This window comes from Streptomyces sp. P1-3 (assembly GCF_050613155.1).
Classification (GTDB): Bacteria; Actinomycetota; Actinomycetes; order Streptomycetales; family Streptomycetaceae; genus Streptomyces.
Map to the genome: position 1 here is coordinate 3890949 of NZ_CP192512.1, position 22056 is coordinate 3913004.

Sequence of the window (22056 nt, forward strand, 5' to 3'; positions counted from 1 at the left end):
CGGGGTGGCGCTGCGGGCGCCAAGCGGTGCCTGGTGGTGCCGGGGGCGGCGCCTGGGGCCGGTGGGTGCTACGGGCTCGGCGGCGCCTGGGGCGACATGGCGCCACGGGCCTGGCGGTGCCTGGGGCGGGGTGGCGATACGAGCCTGCCTGCCGCCTGCCGCCTGCCGCCTGCTGCCGGGTGCCGGGTGGCGCTAGTTAGGGCGTCACCGCGAATTCGGCCAGGATCGCGCGCGCCAGCTCCTGGTCGCCCTCGACCTTGACCCGCTCCGCCACGGCCTCCGGCCGCACCCGCCCGCAGGCCAGCCGCAGATACGTCTCCCAGTCCACCGCGAGCGTCACGGCCGGCCCCAGCGAGACGCTGCCGTCGACCGTCGTCTTGCCCTCGGCATCCACCCGCACCGTACGCATGAACTCCAGCGGGCCGCTCACGTCGATGACGACCGCCGAACCCGCGGGCGCGCCGGCCCGCTCGCCGACCACCGACGGGAGCCCCGCGAGCAGCACGTCACGGGCGATGTGGGCGCCCGGCGAGTCCAGATTGCCGGGCTGACCCAGGGCCCGGCGCAGATCCTGCTCATGCACCCACACATCGAACGCCCGCAGCTTCAGGGCCCGTTCGAGCGGCATCTCCTTGCCGCCCAGCACGGTGCGCACCACCGTGTCCGGCTCCCGCTTCTCGTTCCGCAGCTGCCGGGACCGGCGGATGATCGTGTACTCCAGTTCGGACGTCATCTCCGGCGCCGTGTGGCAGCGCCGTACGTCGACCTGCACCTCCATGTAGCGGGAGAGCTCGTCCTTGACGTGGAACAGGTCGCGCGGCAGTGAGTGGATCGGACGCGGGTCGCCCAGCATCTCGCACTCCAGGCCGATGACATGGGAGACGATGTCGCGCACCGACCAGCCTGGGCACTCGGTGGCCCGGTTCCACTCGCCCTCGACGAGTGGGGTGACCAACGCGGATATCGCCTCGATGGAGTGGGTCCAGGCGTCGATGGAGGTCTGAAGGCTGGGATGGACGGTCACGGGACCCCTCGGGCGGTTGATACGCGGGCTGGGTGCTGTCTGGCTGTCTGGCGATTAAGTTACGCTGCGCAGGAGTACCCCGGCAGTGCTTTCGCATCTGATCGTAGGCCCCGATTGACGGGTCGATAGCTGAGAGCGGTGGTAGTGTGCGTGCCTCCTTGATCCAGATCGGTGTGGACCCGGACGAGTCGGTGGAAAACCGCCGGGTGCGAGTGGCCGCGCTCGTCCGCGCGCGGGCCGGTGCCGATCTGGTCGTCCTGCCCGAACTGTGGCCGGTGGGCGCGTTCGCGTACGAGTCGTTCGCCGCCGAGGCCGAGTCGCTGGACGGCCCGACGGCCGAGGCCATGTCGGCGGCCGCGCGCGACGCCGGGGTGTGGCTGCACGCGGGGTCCATCGTGGAACGTGATCCCCAGGGCCCCCTCTACAACACCTCCCTGCTCTTCTCCCCCGACGGCGAACTGGCCCGTACGTACCGCAAGATCCACCGCTTCGGCTTCGACAAGGGCGAGGCCGTGATGATGGGCGCGGGCGAGGAGATCGCCACCGCCGTCCTCCCGGACGCCACGATCGGCCTGGCCACCTGCTACGACCTGCGCTTCCCCGAGCTGTTCCGGCTGTTGGTGGACGCGGGCGCGCAGATGCTGGTGATCCCGGCGGGCTGGCCCGCGCGGCGGCGCGAGCACTGGACCCTGCTGGCCCGCGCCCGCGCGGTGGAGAACCAGGCGTACGTCCTGGCCTGCGGCACCGCGGGCACGCACGCCGGGGTGGAACAGGCCGGACACAGCATCGTCGTGGACCCGTGGGGCGAGGTGCTCGCCGAGGCGGGGCCGGACGAGCAGGTACTCGACGTCGAACTGGACCTGGCGCGGGTGGCCAAGACCCGCGAGGAGTTCCCGGCCCTGAAGGACCGGCTGCTGGGCTTGCCGACGCCGCGCCGACGGTGACGTCCTCGGGGTTCAGGTGGCGGGGTTCTCTCCGCCGGGGGGCACCTTGACGCAGGGGGAGCTCACGCGGGCGATGATGCGCTTGAGGTCGTTGCCCGTGAGCGCTTTGACCCAGACACCGTATCCCGTGCGCGGGTCCCTCATGACGACGATCGGATCGAGGACGTCCGGCGGAAGCTTGAATTTTGCGATCTCCCAGCCCTGCCGCTCCCCGTATTCCTTGAGTCGTTTCACCGCAGGGATGAACTGGGCCTTGAAATCCTTGATGTCATTGATCTGCCACCAGTGGGTCAGCCCGTACTGGTCTTCGCGCGGCCGCCCGTTGTCGCCATCGCAGGTGTACGGGGTGACCTCATCGGTGGGCCCATCGATGGGGTCTGGCACATCCAGGGCTGTGTAGACGTGCTTGGACATATCGCGTAAGCGGTCACCGAGCGTCGCTGCGCTGATCGTCTGCACTGGTTTCTCCTTTTTCTCCTTGCGGTCGCCGTCGGAACTCCCGCAGCCGGACAGGGCGGCCAGGAGAACCAAGGCCGCCACAGCCCTACCCGTTCGGACATCAGTCAACGAGTGTCACATCCCTGCCTCCGTGGTATCCCGTGATGATTTGCGCCTGGTTGTCCAGGCTTTCGTTCGGAACCTCCGAACCGTGCGCGTCGCGTTCCATGTCCCAGTAGTCACTGTGCCCACGTGCGCTTCCCGTGTGGAATCTGTTCGCGCCGAACTGGTCATCGGTGGGAACCGTGTTGATGTGGTCGAACCCTCCGTCGAATATGCCTCGGATCCTCCTGGTGAGGCTCTCGCCCTCTCCGTGGGCCACGCCCGCCCTCCCCGTGTCCGGAACGATGTCGCCAGGAGCCTCCCCGGCCCACACGTGCTCGGGCGCAATGCCCAGATCGGCGGCTCGGGAGACGCGCATGCCGGGGCTTCCGGCGACGATGACGTCATCGACGGGAATGCCCCCGGGGCTGCGCAGGGCCTCGCTGACGGCCACACTGCCGTAGCTGTGGCCCACTATCGTGCGACGGGCGTTCGGCTCCTCATTCGTCTGCCACAAGCCGGTGACGAAGTCCTGGAGTCCGGGCCCGGCGTCCTGTGCGTAGCTGGGCTTGCGGGCTTGTACAAGGCCGTCGGGCGCGTCGTAGTCGAGCCACGCGACCACGGCGGTGTCACCGGGCTTTCCGTACTGCTCGCTCGCCTTCACCATGTTGTCGGCGCACGTGATGTCGCCGCCGAATGTGGCGAGGGTGGTGTCCATTCCGGGGACGTACACGGCCGTGTTCTTGGCCGTGTCGGGGTTGCCCACCGAGACGATGGCCCGGCCGTCGTCGGACGGGTCGAGGCCGAGGAGGAACAGCTGCCGGTGCTTCTCGTTGGCGTCTTCCTCGTTCAGGCGTTGGTTGAGTTTGAGCAGCGAACCGTATTCGTTCTGCATCGTGGGGGTCAGATCGCGGATCGGCTGGGACTCGTAGATGGCCAGCTCCTGCTCCAGGTACCGCCTGTTCGCCTGGTCGCGCACGGTGGACGGCAAGCCGTTCAACTGGCCGAGGTCCTCCGGATAGGACGCGATGTACAGCTGCCTCTCGGTCTCGTCCAGGTCCTCCCACCAGTTGGCGACCTCGCTGGCACTCGCGTTCTTCCTCGGAAGCTTGGATGAATCCACGCCGGCCAGGTCGGCGACACGCAGCGCGTCGAGGTTGGCGTCCACCCAGCCGTTTCGCCGGTCGATGATCTCGGGTTCGATCCGGGCGAGCAACGTGGCGGCTTCGTCGCTGACCTTCGCGGCCTTGGTCAGCGCCTTTTCCATGCGTTGCTGGTAACCGGCCATCTCGCTGCTGTACTTCTTGCTCAGCGCGTCATAATCCGGGTCGTTCTGCCCGCTGGTCGGCAGTCTCGGCGCCTGGATGGCGCCGTTGTCGTCGACGTCGTAATGGGCGTCCTCCGCCTGGCGGACGACATTACGCAGTTCTGTCCTGGCCGCCACCAGCTTTTCGTAGGCCGTCGAGAGTGTTGCCGCTATCAGCCCGGTCTGCTGCGCGGCGATGCCTAACTGGCGCTCCTTCTGCTCCAGCGAGGTGCGGGCCGCCCGGGCGGCCTCCCCCTCCCACTCCCCGGCGTGCAGGGGGCCCGTCACACGGGTCCGATGCTGCTGCACGGAGGTCTCGGTGATGTGTTTGGAGAGCTTGCGCCACGACTTGGCGGCGGCCTCCAGATCCGAGAAGTCTGCTTTGAATAACTTGGCGAAGCTGACGCTTTCTGACCCCATCTGTCATCCACCCCGTTTGCGAGTCACCGCTTGTCGTGTCCGGCAGGGAACTTCAGCGCGATTTCCTTTTCGTTCCACTCGTGATCCGAAATCGTGCCCCGCAGCGCCGTCGCCGTTGCCTCAAGCCGTTCCCGTATGGTCTTCAGCCCAAGGCGCCAGGACTCCGTGGTGGTGTCGAGCTGCTTGGTGACGGCCCAACCGGACAGTGACTCGGTAACCGTGACGCTGTCGTCGACGGCGGTCTTGATCTTGCTCGTCAAGTCATTGCTGATGGTGTCGGCCGCTGCCGCTGCCGCGCGTAAAACAGCAGGCGTCACCTTGAGATCGTCATTCTGGGACATGCGGCTACTCGCCCTCCCCGTTAGCCGTAGGACCGCGTTGATCACCCTAGCTTCGCGGTTGCCGAGGGGTGGCCGGATTCCGCTTTCCGGGCCGGTGATGTTGGATGGCGGTATGGCTTCACGTGCACGCGTCCGCGCCCCCGAGCTGATCGGCAAGGGCGGCTGGCTCAACACCGGCGGCAATGCCCTCACCCTCGCCGAGCTGCGGGGCCGTATCGTCATCCTCGACTTCTGGACGTTCTGCTGTGTGAACTGCCTGCACGTCCTGGACGAACTGCGGGAGCTTGAGGAGAAGCACCGCGACACGGTCGTGATCGTGGGAGTGCACTCCCCGAAGTTCGTGCACGAGGCCGAGCACCAGGCCGTGGTCGACGCCGTCGAGCGGTACGAGGTGCACCACCCCGTCCTGGACGACCCGGAGCTGGCCACCTGGAAGCAGTACGCGGTACGGGCCTGGCCGACCCTCGTCGTCATCGATCCCGAGGGGTACGTCGTCGCCCAGCACGCCGGTGAGGGCCACGCGCACGCCCTCGCCGCACTGGTGGGCGAGCTGGAGGCCGAGCACGCGGCCAAGGGCACGCTGCGGCGCGGCGACGGTCCGTACGTGCCGCCGGAGCCGGTCGCCACCGATCTGCGCTTCCCCGGTAAGGCGCTGCGTCTGCCCGCGGGCAGCTACCTGGTGTCGGACACCACGCGGCACCAGCTCGTGGAGCTGGCGGCCGACGGGGAGACGGTGCTGCGCCGGATCGGGCAGGGCGGCCGCGGGCTGACGGACGGCGCCCCGCACCGGGCCCGGTTCCAGGAGCCGCAGGGGCTGGCGCTGCTGCCGGACGGGACGGTGGCGGTCGCCGACACCGTCAACCACGCCGTGCGCCGCTTCGACCCGGAGACGGGGAAGGTCACCACCCTGGCCGGGACGGGCTCCCAATGGTGGCAGGGCTCGCCGACGTCCGGCCCCGCCCGCGAGGTGGACCTGTCCTCGCCGTGGGACGTCGCGTGGTTCGCCGACCGGCTGTGGATCGCCATGGCGGGCGTCCACCAGCTGTGGACGTACGACCCGGAGACCGGGACCGTCGAGGCGGCCGCCGGGACCACCAATGAGGGCCTGGTCGACGGGCCCGCGGCCGAGGCGTGGTTCGCGCAGCCGTCCGGGCTCGCCGCCACCGCGGACCGGCTGTGGCTCGCCGACTCCGAAACCTCCGCGCTGCGCTGGGTCGAGCGCGACCCCGACCGTGTCGACGGCTTCGCGGTCCGTACGGCGGTCGGCACCGGCCTGTTCGACTTCGGGCACCGCGACGGCCCCGCGGCCCAGGCCCTGCTCCAGCACCCGCTGGGCGTCACGGCCCTGCCCGACGGATCCGTCGCCGTGATGGACACCTACAACCACGCGCTGCGCCGCTACGACCCGGCGACCGACGAGGTCAGCACGCTGGCCACGGACCTGCGGGAGCCCTCCGGGGCGGTGCTCGTCGACGGCGACATCGTGGTCGTCGAGTCCGCGCGGCACCGGCTGACCCGGCTGCGGCTGCCCGAGGAGGCGGTGCGGGTCGAGGCGGTGGCCCACCGCACGCAGCGGGCGGCCACCGAGGTCGCGCCCGGCACGCTCCGGCTCGACGTGGTCTTCCAGGCGCCCGCGGGCCAGAAACTCGACACGCGCTACGGCCCCTCCACCCGGCTGCTGGTCAGCTCCACCCCGCCCGAGCTGCTCGCGGACGGCGCGGGGCCGGGCACGGACCTCAGCCGGGAACTGGTCCTGGCCGACGGGGTCACCGAGGGCGTGCTGCATGTCTCCGCGATGGCCGCGTCCTGCGACGACGACCCGCACAACGAGTACCCGGCCTGCCATGTGCACCAGCAGGACTGGGGGGTGCCGGTGAGGATCGCCGAGGGGGGCGCGGACCGGCTGCCGCTGGTGCTGGCCGGGATGGACGACGCGGCCACGGGCTGACGGCGTTCGAGAAGCGCCTGACGACGGGGGCCTGACGACGGGGGCCTGACGATGCGGAGTGCATGCCGACGGGCCGCTCCCGATCAGCCCCTTTCGGGTCCCTGATCTGGTCGGGAGCGGCCCGTTTGATCCGTTCCGCCCATATGGGGGGCATCAGGCGGACCGGATCAGTCCATGGGAGGTGGGTCAGTACGTGAGCGCGTCGGCCAGGTCGCTCTGCCAGTACGTGACGCTCGCGGAGTCGTCCACCGTCAGGGTGCGGGGCAGGGCCAGCTCCGTGGTGCCGCCGGCGCTGCCGTCCTGGTTCGGCCCGGCGAAGGAGACCCGCAGCTTGGCGGCCTGGCGCGGGTTGCCGCCCTCGCCGCTCGCCGAGGAGTAGGCGATGCCCGCGTAGGCGGTCTGACCCGGCGCCAGCGTCGTGACGGCCTGCGGCTTGCTCTCCTCGAAGACGCTCATCGTGGCCTGGTCGCCGTTGAACCCGAGGAACGGGTAGCCGTAGGCGTTGCAGGCGCTCTTCGAGGTGTTGGTGGCCTGGAGCACCAGGTGGTTGACCGGCCGCTTGACCTCGCTGACCTTGAGCGACACCTGCGCGGTGGTGCACGTCGCCGTCTTTCCGGAGGCCTGCGGCTGCTTGCTGCCGGTGGAGCCGTTCTGATCCTTGACCCCGCCGGTGCCGTCGGCCCCGCCGGAGCCGGCCTTGCCGTCGGAGCCCGTGCCGCTGTCCGCGGACTGGCCGGAGCCGGATGCCGCCTCGTCCACCTGCTTGCCCGAGGCGGCCGACGTGGTCGACGACCCCGTGCCCGTCGTCTTCACCCCGTCCTCGTCGGAACCGCAGGCGGTGAGGGTGAGCGTGGCCGCGGCGGCCAGAGCGACGGCGCTCCACAGGGCGCGGGAGCGGCGTGTGGCGGCGGCGGTGGCGTTCATGGCGGATTCCCCCCGGAAGCGAGTGCTGTTCCTCGGTACGGATATGAGCTTCCCCCACGCCGCTGCCGTACCGTTGCCGTCCCGCTAACGTCCCACTAACGGCCTAGCGTCCTCTCGCCCTAACGGCCGTTCTCCTTCTCCTCGTCCTGCGCGAAGAGCTTGACCAGATCGCTCATCACATAGCGGTCGGTGGCCTCTTCGTCGATCAGGTGCATCTCCGCGAGCCGCCCCAGGCCGTCCCGGGTCAGCTCCGGATCCGAGCCGGCTATCTCGGCGACCGCGGACACGTCCACCTCCCGGGCGAAGCTGCTGCCCAGTGTTGCGAGCAGCCGCGCGTCGTCCGCCGACAACCGCGCCACGGACGCGCGGAGCGCCGCCGCCATGCCGGTGTCCTCCGCGGACAGCAGCGCGAGTCGGCGGCGTTCGTCGCGCAGCGCCGCCGCCAGCCGGGCCAGCCGCCAGCGGGGTCGGGCGGTCAGCTGCGCCGCTGCGGCCCGCAGCGCCAGCGGCAGCCCGTTGCACAACCCGACCAACTCCTGGGCGGCGACAGGGTCTTCGGCGACCCGGTCCGGCCCCAGTACGGCACCGAGCAGCGCCACCCCGTCCTCGGGGCCGAGCGCGCGCAGGGGCACCGCGCGGGCCGAGTCGGTGGCGACCAGCCCGTCCAGCCTGCTGCGGCTGGTCACGAGCGTGACGCAGTGCGGACCGACCGGCAGCAGCGGCCGGACCTGCGCGGAACTGCGGGCGTTGTCCAGCACGACCAGCAGGGCGCGGTGCGCCGACAGCGACCGGTACAGCGCGGCGGCGGCGTCCACCGACTCCGGGATACGGGCCGCCTCGACCCCCAGCGCGAGCAGGAAGTCCCGCAGCACCTGGGCGGGTTCGGCCTCCTGGCCCGCGCTGAAGCCGCGGAGATCGGCGAAGAGCCGCCCGTGCGGGAACGCGCGGGCGTGCGCGTGCGCCCAGCGCACGGCGAGGGCGGTCTTGCCGACCCCGGCGGGGCCGGTGACGAGGACGACGGCGCTGTCGGTGACGGCCCCGGGCAGCGCGAGCCGGGTCAACCGCTCCGACTCCGCCCCCCGCCCGAAGAACCCGGCGGGCGCTCGCGGCAGCATCTGAGCCCCGGCCTCGGCCCCGTGCTCCGGCGCGGTCTGCACGCCGGTGTCGGGCCCATGGACCCGCGGGGCATCGGTCCCGTGCGGGCCCGGCCCGGTCCCGCCACCTGGCCCGGCGACGGTGCCGGGCCCCAGCCCGGTGCCGTACGCGCCCGCTGCGGCACCAGGGCCGCCAGGGCCCCCAGAGCTGCCAGGGCCCGCAGAGCCGCCGGGGGTGCCAGGGGCGCCAAGGCCACCAGGGCCCCCAGAGCTGCCAGGGCCCGCAGAGCCGCCGGGGGTGCCAGGGGCGCCAAGGCCACCAGGGCCCCCAGAGCCGCCAGGGCCCCCAGGGCCCCCAGAGCCGCCAGGGGCGCCAAGGCCACCAGGGCTGCCAGAGCGACCAGGGCCGTGTTCCGCAACCGCGCCGCGGGTCTCGCCGGCCCCCGGCGCGTGCCGCCCGCCGTCCCAGGCAGCGGCGGCCGCCGGACCCGCGCCGGCGGCGCGTCCGCCCGTACCGGCGGCACCGGTGCCCGCGGCGTGCGTGCCCTGAACCGCGGCGCCGTCGGCCGTCCCCGGCCGTGCGTGCGGCACCACGCCGCGCACGGCGCCCCGTTCGCCCGCCAGGATGCGCTCGTACGCGTCCCGGAGCCGCTCGCCCGGGTCGACGCCCAGTTCGTCGGCGAGCGTCCGGCGGGTGCGGTGGTACCACTCGATCGCGTCGGACTGCCGCCCCGCCCGGTACAGCGCGAGCATCAGCGCCGCGACCAGGCCCTCGCGCAGCGGGTGGGCGACGGCCTGCGGGGACAGCGAGGCCGCCGCTCGGTCGTGTTCGCCCAGGGTCCCGTACGCGGTCGCCAGCGCGGTGACGGCCGCGAGCCGCCGCTCCTCCAGCGCGTGCGCCGCCGCGGCGAACGGCGGGGTGGAGACGGTGCCGGTCAGCGCCGGGCCGCGCCACAGTGACAGCGCTTCGCGCAGCAGCCCGACCGCGTCGTCGGGGGCGGTCTCGGGCCGGGCCAGGGCCGCCAGCTCGCCGAACCGGTGTGCGTCCACCAGTGATTCGGGCAGCCGCAGCAGATACGCCGAGCCGTGGGTGGTCAGTTCGACGCCGTACTCCGCCGCGCCGCCCTCGGCGAGGGCGGCGCGCAGCTTGGACACATGCCCCTGGATGACCGTGCGGGCGTGCGCGGGCGGCTCGTCCTCCCACAGGGAGGCGGTCAACTGCTCGACGGAGACCGTCGTGTTGGGCTGCAGCAGCAGCATGGCCAGGACGCTGCGCCGCTTGGGCGGGCCCAGCGGCAGCTCTCCCCGCCCGGTGGCGACGGTGACCGGGCCCAGCAGTGCGAACTCCACATCAACCCTCCAGGAAGGAGGCCAGCGCGGTGGCGAGCAGGTGCGGGTCTTCCGCGCCGCACAGCTCGCGGGCGGAGTGCATGGACAGGATCGCGGCTCCGATGTCGACGGTGGCGATGCCGTGCCGGGCGGCGGTGATCGGGCCGATGGTGGTGCCGCAGGGCATGGCGTTGTTCGAGACGAACGTCTGCCACGGCACCTCGGCGCGCTCGCAGGCGGCGGCGAACACCGCCCGGCCCGCGCCGTCGGTGGCGTACCGCTGGTTGACGTTGACCTTGAGGATCGGGCCGGCGTTGGGCAGCGGGTGGTGGCCGGGCTCGTGCCGTTCCGCGTAGTTGGGGTGGACGGCGTGGCCGGTGTCGGAGGAGAGGCAGACGGTGCCGGCGAAGGCGCGCGCCCGGTCCTCGTACGCGCCGCCGCGGGCGAACACCGAGCGCTCCAGCACGTTGCCGAGCAGCGGTCCGTCGGCGCCGGTGTCGGACTGGCTGCCGTTCTCCTCGTGGTCGAAGGCGGCGAGGACGGGGATGAACGGCAGGCCGTCCCGGGCGGAGACGGCGGCGAGCGCCGCCGTACCGGCGTGTACGGACAGCAGGTTGTCCATCCGGGGCCCGGCGACCAGCTCGCGGTCCCGGCCCAGATACGCGGGCGGCTCGACGCTGTGCACCATCAGGTCCCAGCCGGTGACGTCCGCGGCGTCCAGCCCGCTCTCCTCGGCGAGGAAGCGGATCAGGTCGCCCTCGTCCGGATCGCCCAGGCCCCAGATGGGCGTCATGTGGCGCTGCTTGTCGAGCTTGAGGCCCTCGGTGCTGACGGACCGGTCGAGGTGGATGGCGAGCTGCGGTACGCGCAGCAGCGGGCGGTCGACGGACACCAGGCGGCTGCCGCCGTCGCGCAGCGAGAGCCGGCCGGACAGGCCCAGGTCCCGGTCGAGCCAGGTGTTCAGCAGCGGGCCGCCGTACACCTCGACGGCGATCTGCCGCCAGCCGTGCGCACCGGTGTCGGGAAGCGGCTTGACGCGCAGATTGGGAGAGTCTGTGTGAGCGCCGACAATCCGGTACGGAGTGGACGGGGTCGCGCCCTCGGGCACGTACCAGGCGATGATCGCCCCGCCCCGCAGCACGTATCGGCCGCCCGTGCCGCCGTCCCATTCGTCGGTCTCCTCGACCTGCCGGAAACCGGCCTTGTCCAGCCGCGCCGCGGCGTTGGCCACGGCGTGGTACGGGGAGGGGCTGGCGGCGAGGAAGGAGAGCAGGTCGTCGGTATGGCCGCGGTCGAAGCGGTACGGAGAGCTCATGGATTCAGGATAAGGAGCGGTCGTCTTCCGGCCCCTGATGCGTGGGCCGCTGATGCGTGGGCCGCGCTTACGCGGCCGGGGCCGCCTCCCCGTGAGGAGGCGGCCCCGGCGCGGTGTCCTGGCGCGGTCGTCCCGGCGGACGGGAGCAGCGGCGGCTAGAACGCGGCCTCGTCCAGCTCCATCAGGGACTGGTCGACGGACTCGGCCAGCGCGCGCTGGGCCGAGACGCCCGGCAGGATCTCCCTGGCGAAGAACTCCGCCGCCGCGATCTTGCCCGTGTAGAACGCCTTGTCCTTGGCGGAGGCGTCGGCGAGCTTCTCGGTGGCGACCGCGGCACCCTTGAGGAGCAGGTAGGCGACGACCACGTCACCGGAGGCCAGCAGCAGGCGGGTGGTGTTCAGGCCGACCTTGTAGATGGACTTGACGTCCTTCTCGGTGGCGGCGAGGTCGGTCAGCATGGCGCCGACGATGGCCTCCAGGTCGACCGCGGCCTTGGCCAGCTGGTCGCGGGCGGCGGCCAGCCGCTCGCCGCCGGTGGCCTCGGCGAGGAACTTCTTGATCTCCTCGGACAGGGCGGTCAGCGCCTGGCCCTGGTCGCGGACGATCTTCCGGAAGAAGAAGTCCTGGCCCTGGATGGCGGTGGTGCCCTCGTAGAGGGTGTCGATCTTGGCGTCCCGGATGTACTGCTCGACCGGGTACTCCTGGAGGTAGCCGGAGCCGCCGAAGGTCTGCAGCGACTGGGCCAGCTGCTCGTACGCCTTCTCCGAGCCGTAGCCCTTGACGATGGGCAGCAGCAGGTCGTTGAGGCCCACCAGCGCCTTGGCGTCCTCGCCCGCGGCCTCCTTGACGGCGATCGCGTCCTGGACGGAGGCGGTGTACAGCACCAGGGAGCGCATGCCCTCCGCGTACGCCTTCTGCGTCATCAGGGAGCGGCGCACGTCCGGGTGGTGGGTGATGGTGACCTTGGGCGCGGTCTTGTCCATGAAGTTCGCCAGGTCGGGACCCTGGACGCGCTCCTTGGCGTACTCCAGCGCGTTCAGGTAGCCCGTCGAGAGCGTGGAGATCGCCTTCGTGCCGACCATCATGCGGGCGAACTCGATGATCATGAACATCTGGCGGATGCCGTCGTGCTTGTCGCCGATCAGCCAGCCCTTGGCCGGGTGGCGGTCGCCGAAGGTCATCTCGCAGGTGTTGGACGCCTTCAGGCCCATCTTGTGCTCGACGTTGGTGGCGTAGACGCCGTTGCGCTCGCCCAGCTCGCCGGTCTCCCAGTCGAAGTGGAACTTCGGCACCAGGAAGAGGGACAGGCCCTTGGTGCCCGGGCCGTGGCCCTCGGGGCGCGCCAGCACGTAGTGGAGGATGTTCTCCGACATGTCGTGCTCGCCCGAGGTGATGAAGCGCTTCACGCCCTCGATGTGCCAGGAGCCGTCCTCCTGCTGGATGGCCTTGGTGCGGCCGGCGCCCACGTCCGAGCCGGCGTCCGGCTCGGTGAGGACCATGGTGGAGCCCCACTGCTTCTCGACGGCGATCTGGGCGATCTTCTTCTGCGCCTCGTTGCCCTCCTCGAAGAGGATGCCGGCGAAGGCCGGGCCCGAGGAGTACATCCAGATCGCCGGGTTGGAGCCGAGCAGCAGCTCCGCGTAGGCCCAGATCAGGGAGCGCGGCGAGGTGGTGCCGCCGATCTCCTCGGGCAGGCCCAGACGCCAGTACTCGGAGTCCATGAAGGCCTGGTAGCTCTTCTTGAACGAGGCCGGGATCGGGGCGGTGTTGGTCTCCGGGTCGAAGACCGGCGGGTTGCGGTCGGCGTCGGCGTAGGACTCGGCGAGGTCGTTCTCCGCGAGGCGGGCGATCTCCTCAAGAATGCTCTTGGCGGTCTCGACATCCATCTCGGCGAACGGGCCGGTGCCGTACAGCTTGTCGCGGCCGAGCACCTCGAAGAGGTTGAACTCGATGTCGCGGAGATTCGACTTGTAGTGCCCCATGGCGACGGCTCCGTAAGGCTCGGGAGGAGGGACCTCTTAGACATTCCAATCGGTAATCACCATGATGCTACCCGTGGGTAATAAGAGGCAACCCTCATCCGGCGAAGTGTGACCGAGCTTTCGTGCGGGTCCTGGGTGTCGCATGACTATGCGAACCGGGATGCATACCTATCCGGATCGACCGTGGCGGGAATCCGCGGTCTTTAGACCGGGGCGTACGTCAATCAGTACGCTTCGGGGCATGTACGGCTACGACCAGAACGCGGGCGCGGGACAGGGTTACGCGGCTCCGCCGCCCCCGCCGCAGGAGCCCCAGATGCCGGGCGGCGGTTACGGCGAGCAGCCGCTCTACCCCGAACCGTCGCCGCCCTCGCTGGCCGACGCGGTGCGCGCCTTCACCACCGGCTCGATGGCGGCCGAGGACTTCCAGCAGATCTTCGCGACATCCAAGGTCTACTGCCCGCGCGGCGACAACCCGGGCTTCCTGGCGCTGCACAACACCCAGCAGCCGGTGATCCCGATGTTCACCTCGCTCAAGGAGCTGCGCTCCTACGCGGGCAAGGAGTCGAAGTACTTCGTGATCACCGGCGCCGAGGTGATCGACCTGCTGCCCACCGGGTACGGCTTCGTCCTCGACATGGAGGGTGACCACCGGATGGTCTTCGACGCGAAGGCCGTGGAGCAGATGGTCGACTTCGTGATGCGCCGGATGTACGGCTAGGGGCCGGACCGGTCAGTCGCCGGTGCCGTCGGTGCGGCCGATGCCGTCGAGTACGGCGCTGACCAGGTCGTCGACCGCTTCCGGCCCCAGTGGCGGCGCCGTCAGTGCCTCGGCCCCCTGGAACAGCAGCGACAGGACCGTCTCGTGGCAGACGCCGACGATCATGGCCGCGGCCGACTCCACCCGGGCGCCGGGAGCCAGCCGCCCCAGGTCCCGCTCCGCGCGCAGATAGTCGGCCAGCCGGTCGCGCCAGTCGCCGCAGGGTTCGCCGAGGCCGGCGAATCCGGCGAGGACCTTGGGGTGCGCCAGCAGCCCCGCGAAGGCGGGCAGGATGCCCCGGTGCAGGGCGAGGCCGTAGCTGATCTGCGCGCGCAGATTGGCCTCGACGGTGCCGCTGCCGGGCTCGGGCAGGCCGCCCAGCCCCGCCTCCACGGTGCGTACGTGGGCGCGCAGGGCGTGGGCCAGCAGTTCTTCCTTGTCGGCGAAGTGGTTGTAGAGCACTCCGTCGGCCACCCCGGCCTCGCGGGCGATGGCGCGCACGGTGAGCCCGAGGCTCCCGCGCTCGGCGATCAGGCGCTCGGCGGTGCTGATCAGGTGCCGGCGCAGATCCTGCTCGCCGCCGCTGTCGCGCAGCGCCGCGGCCTTTCTGGGTGACATCCCCCGCATCGTAATGGGGGACGGTCACACCGCTCGTAATGGGGACGGTCACACCGCCGACGGGCGCCCGGCGGTGACCAGCCATGCCGTGCCGCGCGTCCGGACGGCGTCGGGGCGGGCGAAGGGCCGCAGGGCGTCGGTGAGGGCCTGCCGGGCCCGGGCCGCGGCGTCCGGTCCGGCCTGCCGCAGGTGGAAGGCGACCGGTCCCCAGTCGCCGAGGAAGGCGGCCGCGTCCGGCACGTCCCGCCCCCAGACCTGGTCCGCCTCGACGTGGTCGCACCGGACGTCCGCGAAACCGGCGGCGGTGAGCACCGTGTGGACGCGGGCGGGGTCCGCGAACGAGGTCGGGCCGGTGCCGTCCGGTCCGGTGGGCCGCGGCATGTGGGCGCTCATCGCGTCCAGGACGGTCCCCAGGTCGGTGCCGTCGAGCGTCGTCATGCACAGGAACGCCAGCCGCCCGCCGGGGCGCAGCGCGCGTGCGACGTTGTTGAACGCGGCCACGGGGTCGGCGAAGAACATCACTCCGAACCGGCTGACGGCCGTGTCGAACCCGCCGTCGGGGAAGGCGCGGACCTGGACGTCGTCCTGTGTGAAGGCGACGTTGGGTACGCCCTCCTCGGCGGCGCGGGTCCGCGCCCTGGCGAGCATGGGGGCCGAGAGGTCGACCCCGACGGTCTGCCCGAGCGGGGCGCGGCGGGCGGCCAGGCGGGTCAGCTGGCCGTTTCCGCAGCCGATGTCGAGCACCCGGTCCCGCTCGCCGATCGCGGCGGCGTCCAGCAGGACGTCGTTGAATCCGCTGTTCACGGCGTCGTAGCGGTCGTCGTGGGCGGCCCAGTGCTCGCCCTCGTATCCGTTCCATGCCTCGGCCTGCTGGGTGTTGACGATGCGGGTCATCGGAACCCTTCCTCCCCGGTCGCGTGAGAATGAACGAGCGTTCATGAACGCTCGTTCATCTTGCCCTCACGGGAGTGGTGGGTCAATGGGGTGGCGGCGGAATGTGGTGGCGGAATAAGGCCCTCTTGCGGGTGGTTCACCGTTCAACTAAGTTGAATCCTGAACGACCGAGGAGGCCGTCATGCCAGCAGTGACCGTTGACAATCCCCTGACCCTGCCCCGCGTAGCGGCGCCCGAGGGGGCCCGGCAGCGCCCGGTGCTGGGTGTCGCCACCGCTCCCGGCGGCTTCGAAGGCGAGGGCTTTCCGGTGCGGCGGGCGTTCGCCGGAATCGACTACCAGCACCTCGATCCGTTCATCATGATGGATCAGATGGGCGAGGTGGAGTACGCGCCGGGCGAGCCCAAGGGCACCCCCTGGCACCCGCACCGCGGCTTCGAGACCGTCACGTACCTCATCGACGGCACCTTCGTGCACCGCGACTCGCACGGGGGCGGCGGCACGATCAACGGCGGCGACACCCAGTGGATGACCGCGGGCTCCGGACTGCTGCACATCGAGGCGCCGCCGGAGTCCCTGGTGGTCAGCGGCGGGCTCTTCCACGGCCTCCAGCTGTGGGTCAACCTGCCGAAGAAGGACAAGATGATGCCCCCGCGCTACCAGGACATCGGCGGCGGCCGCGTCAAGCTGCTGACGTCGGCCGACGGGGGCGCGCTGCTGCGGCTGATCGCGGGCGACATCGACGGCCACCGGGGTCCGGGCGTCACGCACACGCCGATCACGATGCTGCACGTCTCGGTGAACCCGGGCGCGGAGGTGACGCTCCCGTGGCGCGCGGACTTCAACGGCCTGGCGTACGCGCTGGCCGGCCGGGGCACCGCGGGCGCGGAGGGCCGGCCCTTCCGGACGGGCCAGACGGTGGTCTTCGGCGCGGGCGACTCACTGACCCTCCGGGCGGACGCGAGCCAGGAGTCGCGCAGCCCGAACTTCGAGGTCGTGCTGCTGGGCGGGCTGCCGATCCGCGAGCCGATGAAGCACTACGGGCCGTTCGTCATGAACACGCACGCCGAGCTGGCGCAGGCCTTCGAGGACTTCCAGGCCGGGCGCCTCGGCACGATCCCCGCCGACGCGGCGTAACCCCCCGGCCCGGGGCGGCGACGGGCTGACGGGGGGTCACCCCGTCGGGGGCGCCGGGCGGGCAGGCCCGGTGGGCGCGTGGTGGGGTGGCTGTGTGGGCACCGATCAGACGGGCACCGATCAGACGCCGAACCGTCAGCTCCTGCCGGACGGGGCCCGCCGCCTGGCCGCCTGGTGTGTCGTGGTGCTGCTCGTCGCCGGGGTCGGGGGCGTCGGGGTCTGGCTGTGCGCGCAGGTGAAGGCGGCGGTGACGCCCGTCCTGCTCGCCCTGCTGGGCACCGCGCTGCTCGGCCCGCTGTACCGGCGGCTGCTGCGGATGCGCGTGCACCGCTCGCTGGCCGCCGGGCTGACCTGCCTCGCCCTGGTCGCCGTCGTCGGCGGCGCCGGATACATCGTGGTCAGCGCGCTGATCGACACCGGTGACCAGATCCTCGCCGCCATCAAGGACGCGGCACAGAAGCTGTCCGACCACTTCGGTACGGCGGGCAGCTCCGTGGACGACATCGCCTCCAACATCAAGGAGCTGGGCAGCAGGTTCGGCGGGACGGCGGCCCTGGGGGTGCTGCAGGGCATCAGCATCCTCGGCGAGATGATCGCCATCTCCGTGCTGGCGCTGTTCCTGACCTTCTTCTTCCTGCGTGATTCGCACAAGGCGGCCGCCGTGCTGCACTCCCTCGCCCCGGCGGGGCGCGGCCACCACCTGGAGGCCATGGGCCGCCGCGCCTTCGCGGCCGTCGAGGGCTTCATGCGCGGTACGACGATCATCGCGCTCATCGACGCCGTGCTCATCGGGATCGGGCTGCTGATCCTGGACGTGCCGGGCGCGGCGGGGCTGGCCGCGCTCGTCTTCGTCGGCGCCTACATCCCGTACCTCGGAGCGTTCCTGTCCGGGACCGTCGCGGTGCTCGTGGCGCTGGCCGACGGCGGTCTCGACATCGCCGCGTGGACGCTCGGCGTGGTGCTCGCGGTGCAGGTGATCGAGGGGCATGTGCTCCAGCCGGTGGTGCAGAGCCGGACCGTGCAGATGCACCCCGCGCTGGTCATGATCACGATCACCGCCGGTGCCGGGGTCGCCGGGATCCTCGGCATGCTGCTGGCCGTCCCGCTGGCCGCGGCGGCCTTCGGGGTGCTCTCGGAGCTGCGGGCGGCGTACGCGGGCGACGGCGCCGCGGTCACCGGCGGCCCTGGCCCTCCGCGGGAGGACGACCTCGGCGCGGGCTAGTCCGGCCCCGAGCCTTCCTCCAGCAGCTCGAACCATATGCACTTGCCCGCGCCCCGCGGGTCCACGCCCCACGTGTCGGCGAGCATCTCCAGCAGCCACAGGCCGCGGCCCGAGGAAGCCAGTTCGCCGGGCCGGCGGCGGTGGGGGAGCTCGTCGCTGTCGTCCGCCACATCGAGCCGGAAGCGGCGCGCGCCCCGCCTGCCGCTGATCTCGGCGAGCATCAGCGCGTCCCCGTCGGTGTGCACCAGGACGTTGGTGACCAGCTCGGAGACCAGCAGCACGGCCGACTCGACCTGGTCCGGGTCGGGCCAGTCGTGCAGCAGCTGGCGCACCTGCTCGCGCCCGTCGGCGATCCGTTCCGGCTGGGCCTGGGCCACCGTCATCGCCGTACGCCGCACCGGCGCCGACCGGCCGCCCACGACGCACACCTCCGCGTCCCTGCTGATCAGCAGCAGCGCGATGTCGTCCTCGCGGCGGTCGGCGAGCGGGCCGGTGGTGTGGTGGGAGGCGGGGCCGTGTACGGCCTGGACCAGGGCGTCGGCGAGGCCCTCCAGACCGCCGGGGCTGTCGGCCGGGTGTCCCTCGCAGACCTCGCGGATCCGATCCCAGCCGCTGTCCAGGTCGTGCCCGCCGGTCTCGATCAGCCCGTCGGTGCACAGCAGCAGCGTCTCGCCGGGGTCGAGCACGATCCGCGTCGTCGGGTAGTCGGTGTCGGGGTCGATGCCCAGCGGCAGCCCGCCCGCGGTGGGCCGCGTCATCAGCGTGCCGTCGGCGAGCCGTACCGCCGGGTCGCAGTGGCCCGCGCGGGCGATGTCGAGGGTGCCCGCCACCGGGTCCACCTCGGCGTACAGGCAGGTCGCGAAGCGCGGGTCGTAGGCCTCGGGGGCGTCGTAGGCGCCCGCCGCCTGCTGCCCCGACCCGTCCACCAGGCCCGCCAGGAAGCGGGAGGCCCGGGAGAGCACGGCGTCCGGGTGGTGGCCCTCGGCGGCGTAGGCGCGCAGCGCGATCCGCAGCTGGCCCATCAGCCCGGCCGCGCGCACGTCATGGCCCTGTACGTCGCCGATGACCAGGGCCGTACGCCCCGACGGCAGGTCGATCACGTCGTACCAGTCGCCGCCCACCTGGAGCCCGCCGCCGGTCGGCACATAGCGCGCGGCCACCGAGAGCCCCGGTATGTCGGGCTTGGCGGCGGGCAGCATGGTGCGCTGGAGCCCGTCGGACAGCGCGCGCTCCGTGTCGTGGAGGTGGGCGCGGGTCAGCGCCTGGGCGAGCATCCGGGCGACCGTGCCGAGCACCGAGCGCTCATCCGGGCTGAAGGCCACCGGATGGTTGAACGACGCCATCCAGGCGCCCATGGTGTGGCCCGCGACGGTCAGCGGCAGAAAGGCCCAGGAGCGCCGCCTGAACCGCTCGGTGAGCCGGAAGGCGGCCGGGAAGCGCCGCCGGTACTCCTCCGGGGTCGGCAGGTACACCGCCCGCCCGGTGCGGATCACCTCCGCGGGTGGATGGTCGCCGTCCACCCTCAGGTCCAGGAACGGCTTCTCGTCCTCCGGCCGGTGGCCGTGGTGCCCGATGATCGTGATCCGGTCGCCGTCGGTGCCCAGTACGGCCATCCCCGACGGCTCGAAGCCCGGCATGGACAGGCCGGAGACCACGCGCAGCACCTCGGTGGTCGAGGCCGCCTCGGCGAGCGCCCGGCCCGCGTCCAGCAGGAACGCCTCCCGGCCGCGCCGCCACTCGTCGGTGCCCGCCCAGGTGGTCCCGGTGCCGGGCGGCCCGTCCCCGGCGCCCGGCTGGGGCCCGGCGACCTCCTGGAAGGTGCCGACGAACTGCTGGGCGGCGGTCGCGGTGGTCAGCCGGCACCGGGTGCGTATGGTCCGCAGCACGGTGCCGCGCCCGTCCACCACCCGCAGCCGGGCCTCCGCCAGGGTGCCCTCGGCCATCGCCAGCTCGGCGACGGCCTGGACCCCGACCCAGTCCACCGGGTGGAAGCGGGCGCGGATGGCCGACTCGCCCAGCGTCGTCGGCTCGGCGGGCAGCCCGATCAGCCGGGCGGCCTCGGCGTCGAGGCTGACGCACTCCGAGGCACCGTCCCAGCGCCACAGGCCGGTGGCCACGGCGGCCAGAACGTCCTCGGTGCGCATTGCACTACCTTATGAGCATTTGCCACAGCCTTACCAGTGAGAGGCGAGACGCCGGTACCCTTGCGGGTGGCCTACAGCGTGTATCCCGCTTGCCCCGCGCGAGCGGGTGCCCACGCCCCAAGCGGGTGTCCACCGCCCTCCGACCAGACGACTTGGATGAACGATGCATCGGTACCGGTCCCACACCTGCGGCGAGCTCCGCGCCGCTGACGTCGACACCGACGTGCGCCTCTCCGGCTGGCTGCACAATCGGCGTGATCTGGGCGGCATCCTCTTCATCGATCTCCGCGACCACTACGGCCTCGTCCAGCTCGTCGCCCGTCCCGGCACGCCCGCCAACGAGGCGCTGAGCCACCTCACCAAGGAGACCGTCGTCCGGATCGACGGCAAGGTCGTCAGCCGGGGCGCCGACAACGTCAACCCCGAGCTGCCCACCGGCGAGATCGAGGTCGAGGTCACCGAGGTCGAGGTGCTGGGCGCCGCCGACCAGATCCCGTTCACGATCAACGCGGACGACGGCGTCAACGAGGAGCGGCGCCTGGAGTACCGCTTCCTGGACCTGCGCCGCGAGCGCATGCACCGCAACATCATCCTGCGCTCCCAGGTCATCGCCGCGCTCCGCCGCGAGATGACCGCGCTCGGCTTCCACGAGCTGGCCACCCCGATCCTGTCGGCGACCTCGCCCGAGGGCGCCCGCGACTTCCTCGTGCCGTCGCGGCTGCACGCCGGCAAGTTCTACGCGCTGCCGCAGGCCCCGCAGCAGTTCAAGCAGCTGCTGATGATCGCGGGCTTCGACCGCTACTTCCAGATCGCGCCGTGCTTCCGCGACGAGGACGCCCGCGCCGACCGCTCGCCGGGCGAGTTCTACCAGCTCGACATGGAGATGAGCTTCGTCGAGCAGGAGGACGTCTTCCAGGTCATCGAGAAGGTCATGACCGACCTCTTCGAGGAGTTCGGCGGCGGTCGCCACGTCACCTCGCCGTTCCCCCGCATCCCGTTCCGCGAGGCGATGGTCAAGTACGGCTCCGACAAGCCGGACCTGCGCGCCAAGCTGGAGCTCGTGGACGTCTCGGACGTCTTCGCGGGCTCGGGCTTCAAGGCGTTCGCCGACAAGCACGTGCGCGCCCTGGCCGTGCCGGACACCGCCGACCAGCCGCGCAAGTTCTTCGACCAGATGGGTGAGTTCGCGGTCGAGCACGGCGCGAAGGGCCTGGCCTGGGTCCGGGTCGGCGACGACGGCGCGCTGACCGGTCCGATCGCCAAGTTCCTCACCGAGGAGAACGTGGCGGCGCTCACCGAGGCGCTGGGCCTCAAGCCCGGCGGCGCGGTCTTCTTCGGTGCCGGCGAGTTCGACGAGGTCTCCAAGATCATGGGCGCCGTGCGCGTCGAGGCCGCCAAGCGCGCCGGCCACTTCGAGGAGAACGTCTTCCGCTTCTGCTGGATCGTCGACTTCCCGATGTTCGAGAAGAACGAGGACACCGGCCAGATCGAGTTCTCGCACAACCCGTTCTCCATGCCGCAGGGCGGCCTGGAGGCGCTGGAGACCCAGGACCCGCTGGACGTCCTGGCCTGGCAGTACGACATCGTCTGCAACGGCGTGGAGCTGTCCTCCGGCGCGATCCGGAACCACGAGCCGGACATCATGTACAAGGCGTTCGGGATCGCGGGCTACTCGAAGGAAGAGGTCGAGAGCGAGTTCGGCGGCATGCTGCGCGCGTTCAAGTTCGGCGCCCCGCCGCACGGCGGCATCGCGCCGGGCGTCGACCGCATCGTCATGCTGCTGGCCGACGAGCCGAACATCCGCGAGACCATCGCCTTCCCGCTCAACGGCAACGCTCAGGACCTGCTGATGGGCGCCCCGAGCGAGGTCGACGAGGCGCGGTGGAAGGAGCTGCACCTGGCGCTCCGCAAGCCGGTGCAGGTCAAGCAGGCGGAGAAGTAGCCGCCAGGCCGCGGGAGCGGCCGGACCGAGGGATCGGTCAGACGCATGTTCGGAGGACCCCGGCCCGGTTGGGCCGGGGTCCTTTGCCGTGTCGCGGCGGGCGCGGGACAGCCGCCAGGCCGAGAGTGGAGTCAGACCCCGACCCCTCCTCCGACCCCTCCGACCCCCCTCCGA

Annotated in this window: 17 protein-coding genes; 6 read left to right on the forward strand and 11 right to left on the reverse strand. The window is 71.6% G+C overall.

Annotated features, from left to right (window positions below; all coding sequences use genetic code 11):
- Window positions 1-196: 196 nt before the first annotated feature.
- Window positions 197-1024 (reverse strand): maleylpyruvate isomerase family mycothiol-dependent enzyme, encoded by an 828-nt coding sequence (locus ACQUSR_RS16640; protein WP_431043352.1) that lies wholly within the window; start codon window positions 1022-1024, stop codon window positions 197-199.
- Between the two features lie 146 nt (window positions 1025-1170).
- Between ACQUSR_RS16640 and ACQUSR_RS16645 the strand changes: the two genes are divergently transcribed.
- Window positions 1171-1968 carry a carbon-nitrogen family hydrolase gene (locus tag ACQUSR_RS16645; RefSeq protein ID WP_431043353.1) on the forward strand — a complete coding sequence of 266 codons (798 nt, stop codon included), beginning with the start codon at window positions 1171-1173 and terminating at the stop codon, window positions 1966-1968.
- Window positions 1969-1980: 12 nt separating this feature from the next.
- On the opposite strand, the gene ACQUSR_RS16650 is transcribed toward ACQUSR_RS16645, so the two are convergent.
- From ACQUSR_RS16650 to ACQUSR_RS16660, 3 genes are all read right to left on the reverse strand, one after another.
- Window positions 1981-2427 (reverse strand): hypothetical protein, encoded by a 447-nt coding sequence (locus tag ACQUSR_RS16650; protein WP_431043354.1) that lies wholly within the window; start codon window positions 2425-2427, stop codon window positions 1981-1983.
- 100 nt (window positions 2428-2527) lie between these two features.
- The gene (locus tag ACQUSR_RS16655; RefSeq protein WP_431043355.1) at window positions 2528-4234 is read right to left on the reverse strand and encodes an alpha/beta hydrolase; all 1707 of its coding nucleotides are present in this window, start codon (window positions 4232-4234) and stop codon (window positions 2528-2530) included.
- A gap of 23 nt (window positions 4235-4257) precedes the next feature.
- Window positions 4258-4575: a hypothetical protein gene (locus ACQUSR_RS16660; protein ID WP_431043356.1), complete on the reverse strand. Its 318-nt coding sequence runs from the start codon at window positions 4573-4575 to the stop codon at window positions 4258-4260.
- A 112-nt stretch (window positions 4576-4687) separates the two neighbouring features.
- Between ACQUSR_RS16660 and ACQUSR_RS16665 the strand changes: the two genes are divergently transcribed.
- On the forward strand, window positions 4688-6523 hold the full coding sequence (locus ACQUSR_RS16665) for an NHL domain-containing thioredoxin family protein (protein WP_431043357.1): 1836 nt from the start codon (window positions 4688-4690) through the stop codon (window positions 6521-6523).
- A 186-nt stretch (window positions 6524-6709) separates the two neighbouring features.
- Here ACQUSR_RS16665 and ACQUSR_RS16670 read toward each other — a convergent pair whose 3' ends face one another.
- The 4 genes from ACQUSR_RS16670 to ACQUSR_RS16685 form a co-directional block, all read right to left on the reverse strand.
- Window positions 6710-7447 (reverse strand): DUF4232 domain-containing protein, encoded by a 738-nt coding sequence (locus ACQUSR_RS16670; RefSeq protein WP_431043358.1) that lies wholly within the window; start codon window positions 7445-7447, stop codon window positions 6710-6712.
- 119 nt (window positions 7448-7566) lie between these two features.
- Window positions 7567-9891, reverse strand: a complete 2325-nt coding sequence (locus ACQUSR_RS16675) for a BTAD domain-containing putative transcriptional regulator (RefSeq protein ID WP_431043359.1) — start codon at window positions 9889-9891, stop codon at window positions 7567-7569.
- A gap of 1 nt (window position 9892) precedes the next feature.
- Entirely contained in the window at window positions 9893-11185 is a 1293-nt protein-coding gene (locus ACQUSR_RS16680; RefSeq protein ID WP_431043360.1) for a M18 family aminopeptidase, read from the reverse strand.
- Window positions 11186-11340: 155 nt separating this feature from the next.
- Window positions 11341-13167 (reverse strand): acyl-CoA dehydrogenase, encoded by a 1827-nt coding sequence (locus ACQUSR_RS16685; protein WP_431043361.1) that lies wholly within the window; start codon window positions 13165-13167, stop codon window positions 11341-11343.
- A 241-nt stretch (window positions 13168-13408) separates the two neighbouring features.
- Here ACQUSR_RS16685 and ACQUSR_RS16690 point away from each other — a divergent pair, with 241 nt between their 5' ends.
- Window positions 13409-13888 (forward strand): SseB family protein, encoded by a 480-nt coding sequence (locus tag ACQUSR_RS16690; protein ID WP_431043362.1) that lies wholly within the window; start codon window positions 13409-13411, stop codon window positions 13886-13888.
- 12 nt (window positions 13889-13900) lie between these two features.
- Here the strand turns inward: ACQUSR_RS16690 and ACQUSR_RS16695 are convergent, their stop codons facing one another.
- Window positions 13901-14545: a TetR/AcrR family transcriptional regulator gene (locus ACQUSR_RS16695; protein ID WP_431043363.1), complete on the reverse strand. Its 645-nt coding sequence runs from the start codon at window positions 14543-14545 to the stop codon at window positions 13901-13903.
- A gap of 48 nt (window positions 14546-14593) precedes the next feature.
- Complete coding sequence (locus tag ACQUSR_RS16700; RefSeq protein WP_431043364.1) at window positions 14594-15439, reverse strand: class I SAM-dependent methyltransferase; 846 nt, start codon at window positions 15437-15439, stop codon at window positions 14594-14596.
- Window positions 15440-15620: 181 nt separating this feature from the next.
- Here ACQUSR_RS16700 and ACQUSR_RS16705 point away from each other — a divergent pair, with 181 nt between their 5' ends.
- Both ACQUSR_RS16705 and ACQUSR_RS16710 read left to right on the forward strand, forming a co-directional pair.
- On the forward strand, window positions 15621-16574 hold the full coding sequence (locus ACQUSR_RS16705; protein WP_431043365.1) for a pirin family protein: 954 nt from the start codon (window positions 15621-15623) through the stop codon (window positions 16572-16574).
- A 94-nt stretch (window positions 16575-16668) separates the two neighbouring features.
- On the forward strand, window positions 16669-17796 hold the full coding sequence (locus ACQUSR_RS16710) for an AI-2E family transporter (protein WP_431043366.1): 1128 nt from the start codon (window positions 16669-16671) through the stop codon (window positions 17794-17796).
- Here the strand turns inward: ACQUSR_RS16710 and ACQUSR_RS16715 are convergent.
- Window positions 17793-19940 (reverse strand): ATP-binding SpoIIE family protein phosphatase, encoded by a 2148-nt coding sequence (locus ACQUSR_RS16715; protein ID WP_431043367.1) that lies wholly within the window; start codon window positions 19938-19940, stop codon window positions 17793-17795. The genes ACQUSR_RS16710 and ACQUSR_RS16715 overlap by 4 nt on opposite strands.
- Window positions 19941-20103: 163 nt before the next feature.
- Between ACQUSR_RS16715 and aspS the strand changes: the two genes are divergently transcribed.
- The gene (gene aspS, locus ACQUSR_RS16720) at window positions 20104-21882 is read left to right on the forward strand and encodes an aspartate--tRNA ligase (protein WP_431043368.1); all 1779 of its coding nucleotides are present in this window, start codon (window positions 20104-20106) and stop codon (window positions 21880-21882) included.
- The last annotated feature ends 174 nt before the right edge of the window (window positions 21883-22056 follow it).

Bases quoted from the DNA above. Each gene is read 5' to 3' on its own strand.
- ACQUSR_RS16670 (WP_431043358.1), bottom strand. From the start codon at position 7,447: ATGAACGCCACCGCCGCCGCCACACGCCGCTCCCGCGCCCTGTGGAGC.
- ACQUSR_RS16705 (WP_431043365.1), top strand. From the start codon at position 15,621: ATGCCAGCAGTGACCGTTGACAATCCCCTGACCCTGCCCCGCGTAGCG.
- ACQUSR_RS16655 (WP_431043355.1), bottom strand. From the start codon at position 4,234: ATGGGGTCAGAAAGCGTCAGCTTCGCCAAGTTATTCAAAGCAGACTTC.
- ACQUSR_RS16690 (WP_431043362.1), top strand. From the start codon at position 13,409: ATGTACGGCTACGACCAGAACGCGGGCGCGGGACAGGGTTACGCGGCT.
- ACQUSR_RS16660 (WP_431043356.1), bottom strand. From the start codon at position 4,575: ATGTCCCAGAATGACGATCTCAAGGTGACGCCTGCTGTTTTACGCGCG.
- ACQUSR_RS16715 (WP_431043367.1), bottom strand. From the start codon at position 19,940: ATGCGCACCGAGGACGTTCTGGCCGCCGTGGCCACCGGCCTGTGGCGC.
- ACQUSR_RS16685 (WP_431043361.1), bottom strand. From the start codon at position 13,167: ATGGGGCACTACAAGTCGAATCTCCGCGACATCGAGTTCAACCTCTTC.
- ACQUSR_RS16680 (WP_431043360.1), bottom strand. From the start codon at position 11,185: ATGAGCTCTCCGTACCGCTTCGACCGCGGCCATACCGACGACCTGCTC.
- ACQUSR_RS16700 (WP_431043364.1), bottom strand. From the start codon at position 15,439: ATGACCCGCATCGTCAACACCCAGCAGGCCGAGGCATGGAACGGATAC.
- ACQUSR_RS16695 (WP_431043363.1), bottom strand. From the start codon at position 14,545: ATGTCACCCAGAAAGGCCGCGGCGCTGCGCGACAGCGGCGGCGAGCAG.
- aspS (WP_431043368.1), top strand. From the start codon at position 20,104: ATGCATCGGTACCGGTCCCACACCTGCGGCGAGCTCCGCGCCGCTGAC.
- ACQUSR_RS16665 (WP_431043357.1), top strand. From the start codon at position 4,688: ATGGCTTCACGTGCACGCGTCCGCGCCCCCGAGCTGATCGGCAAGGGC.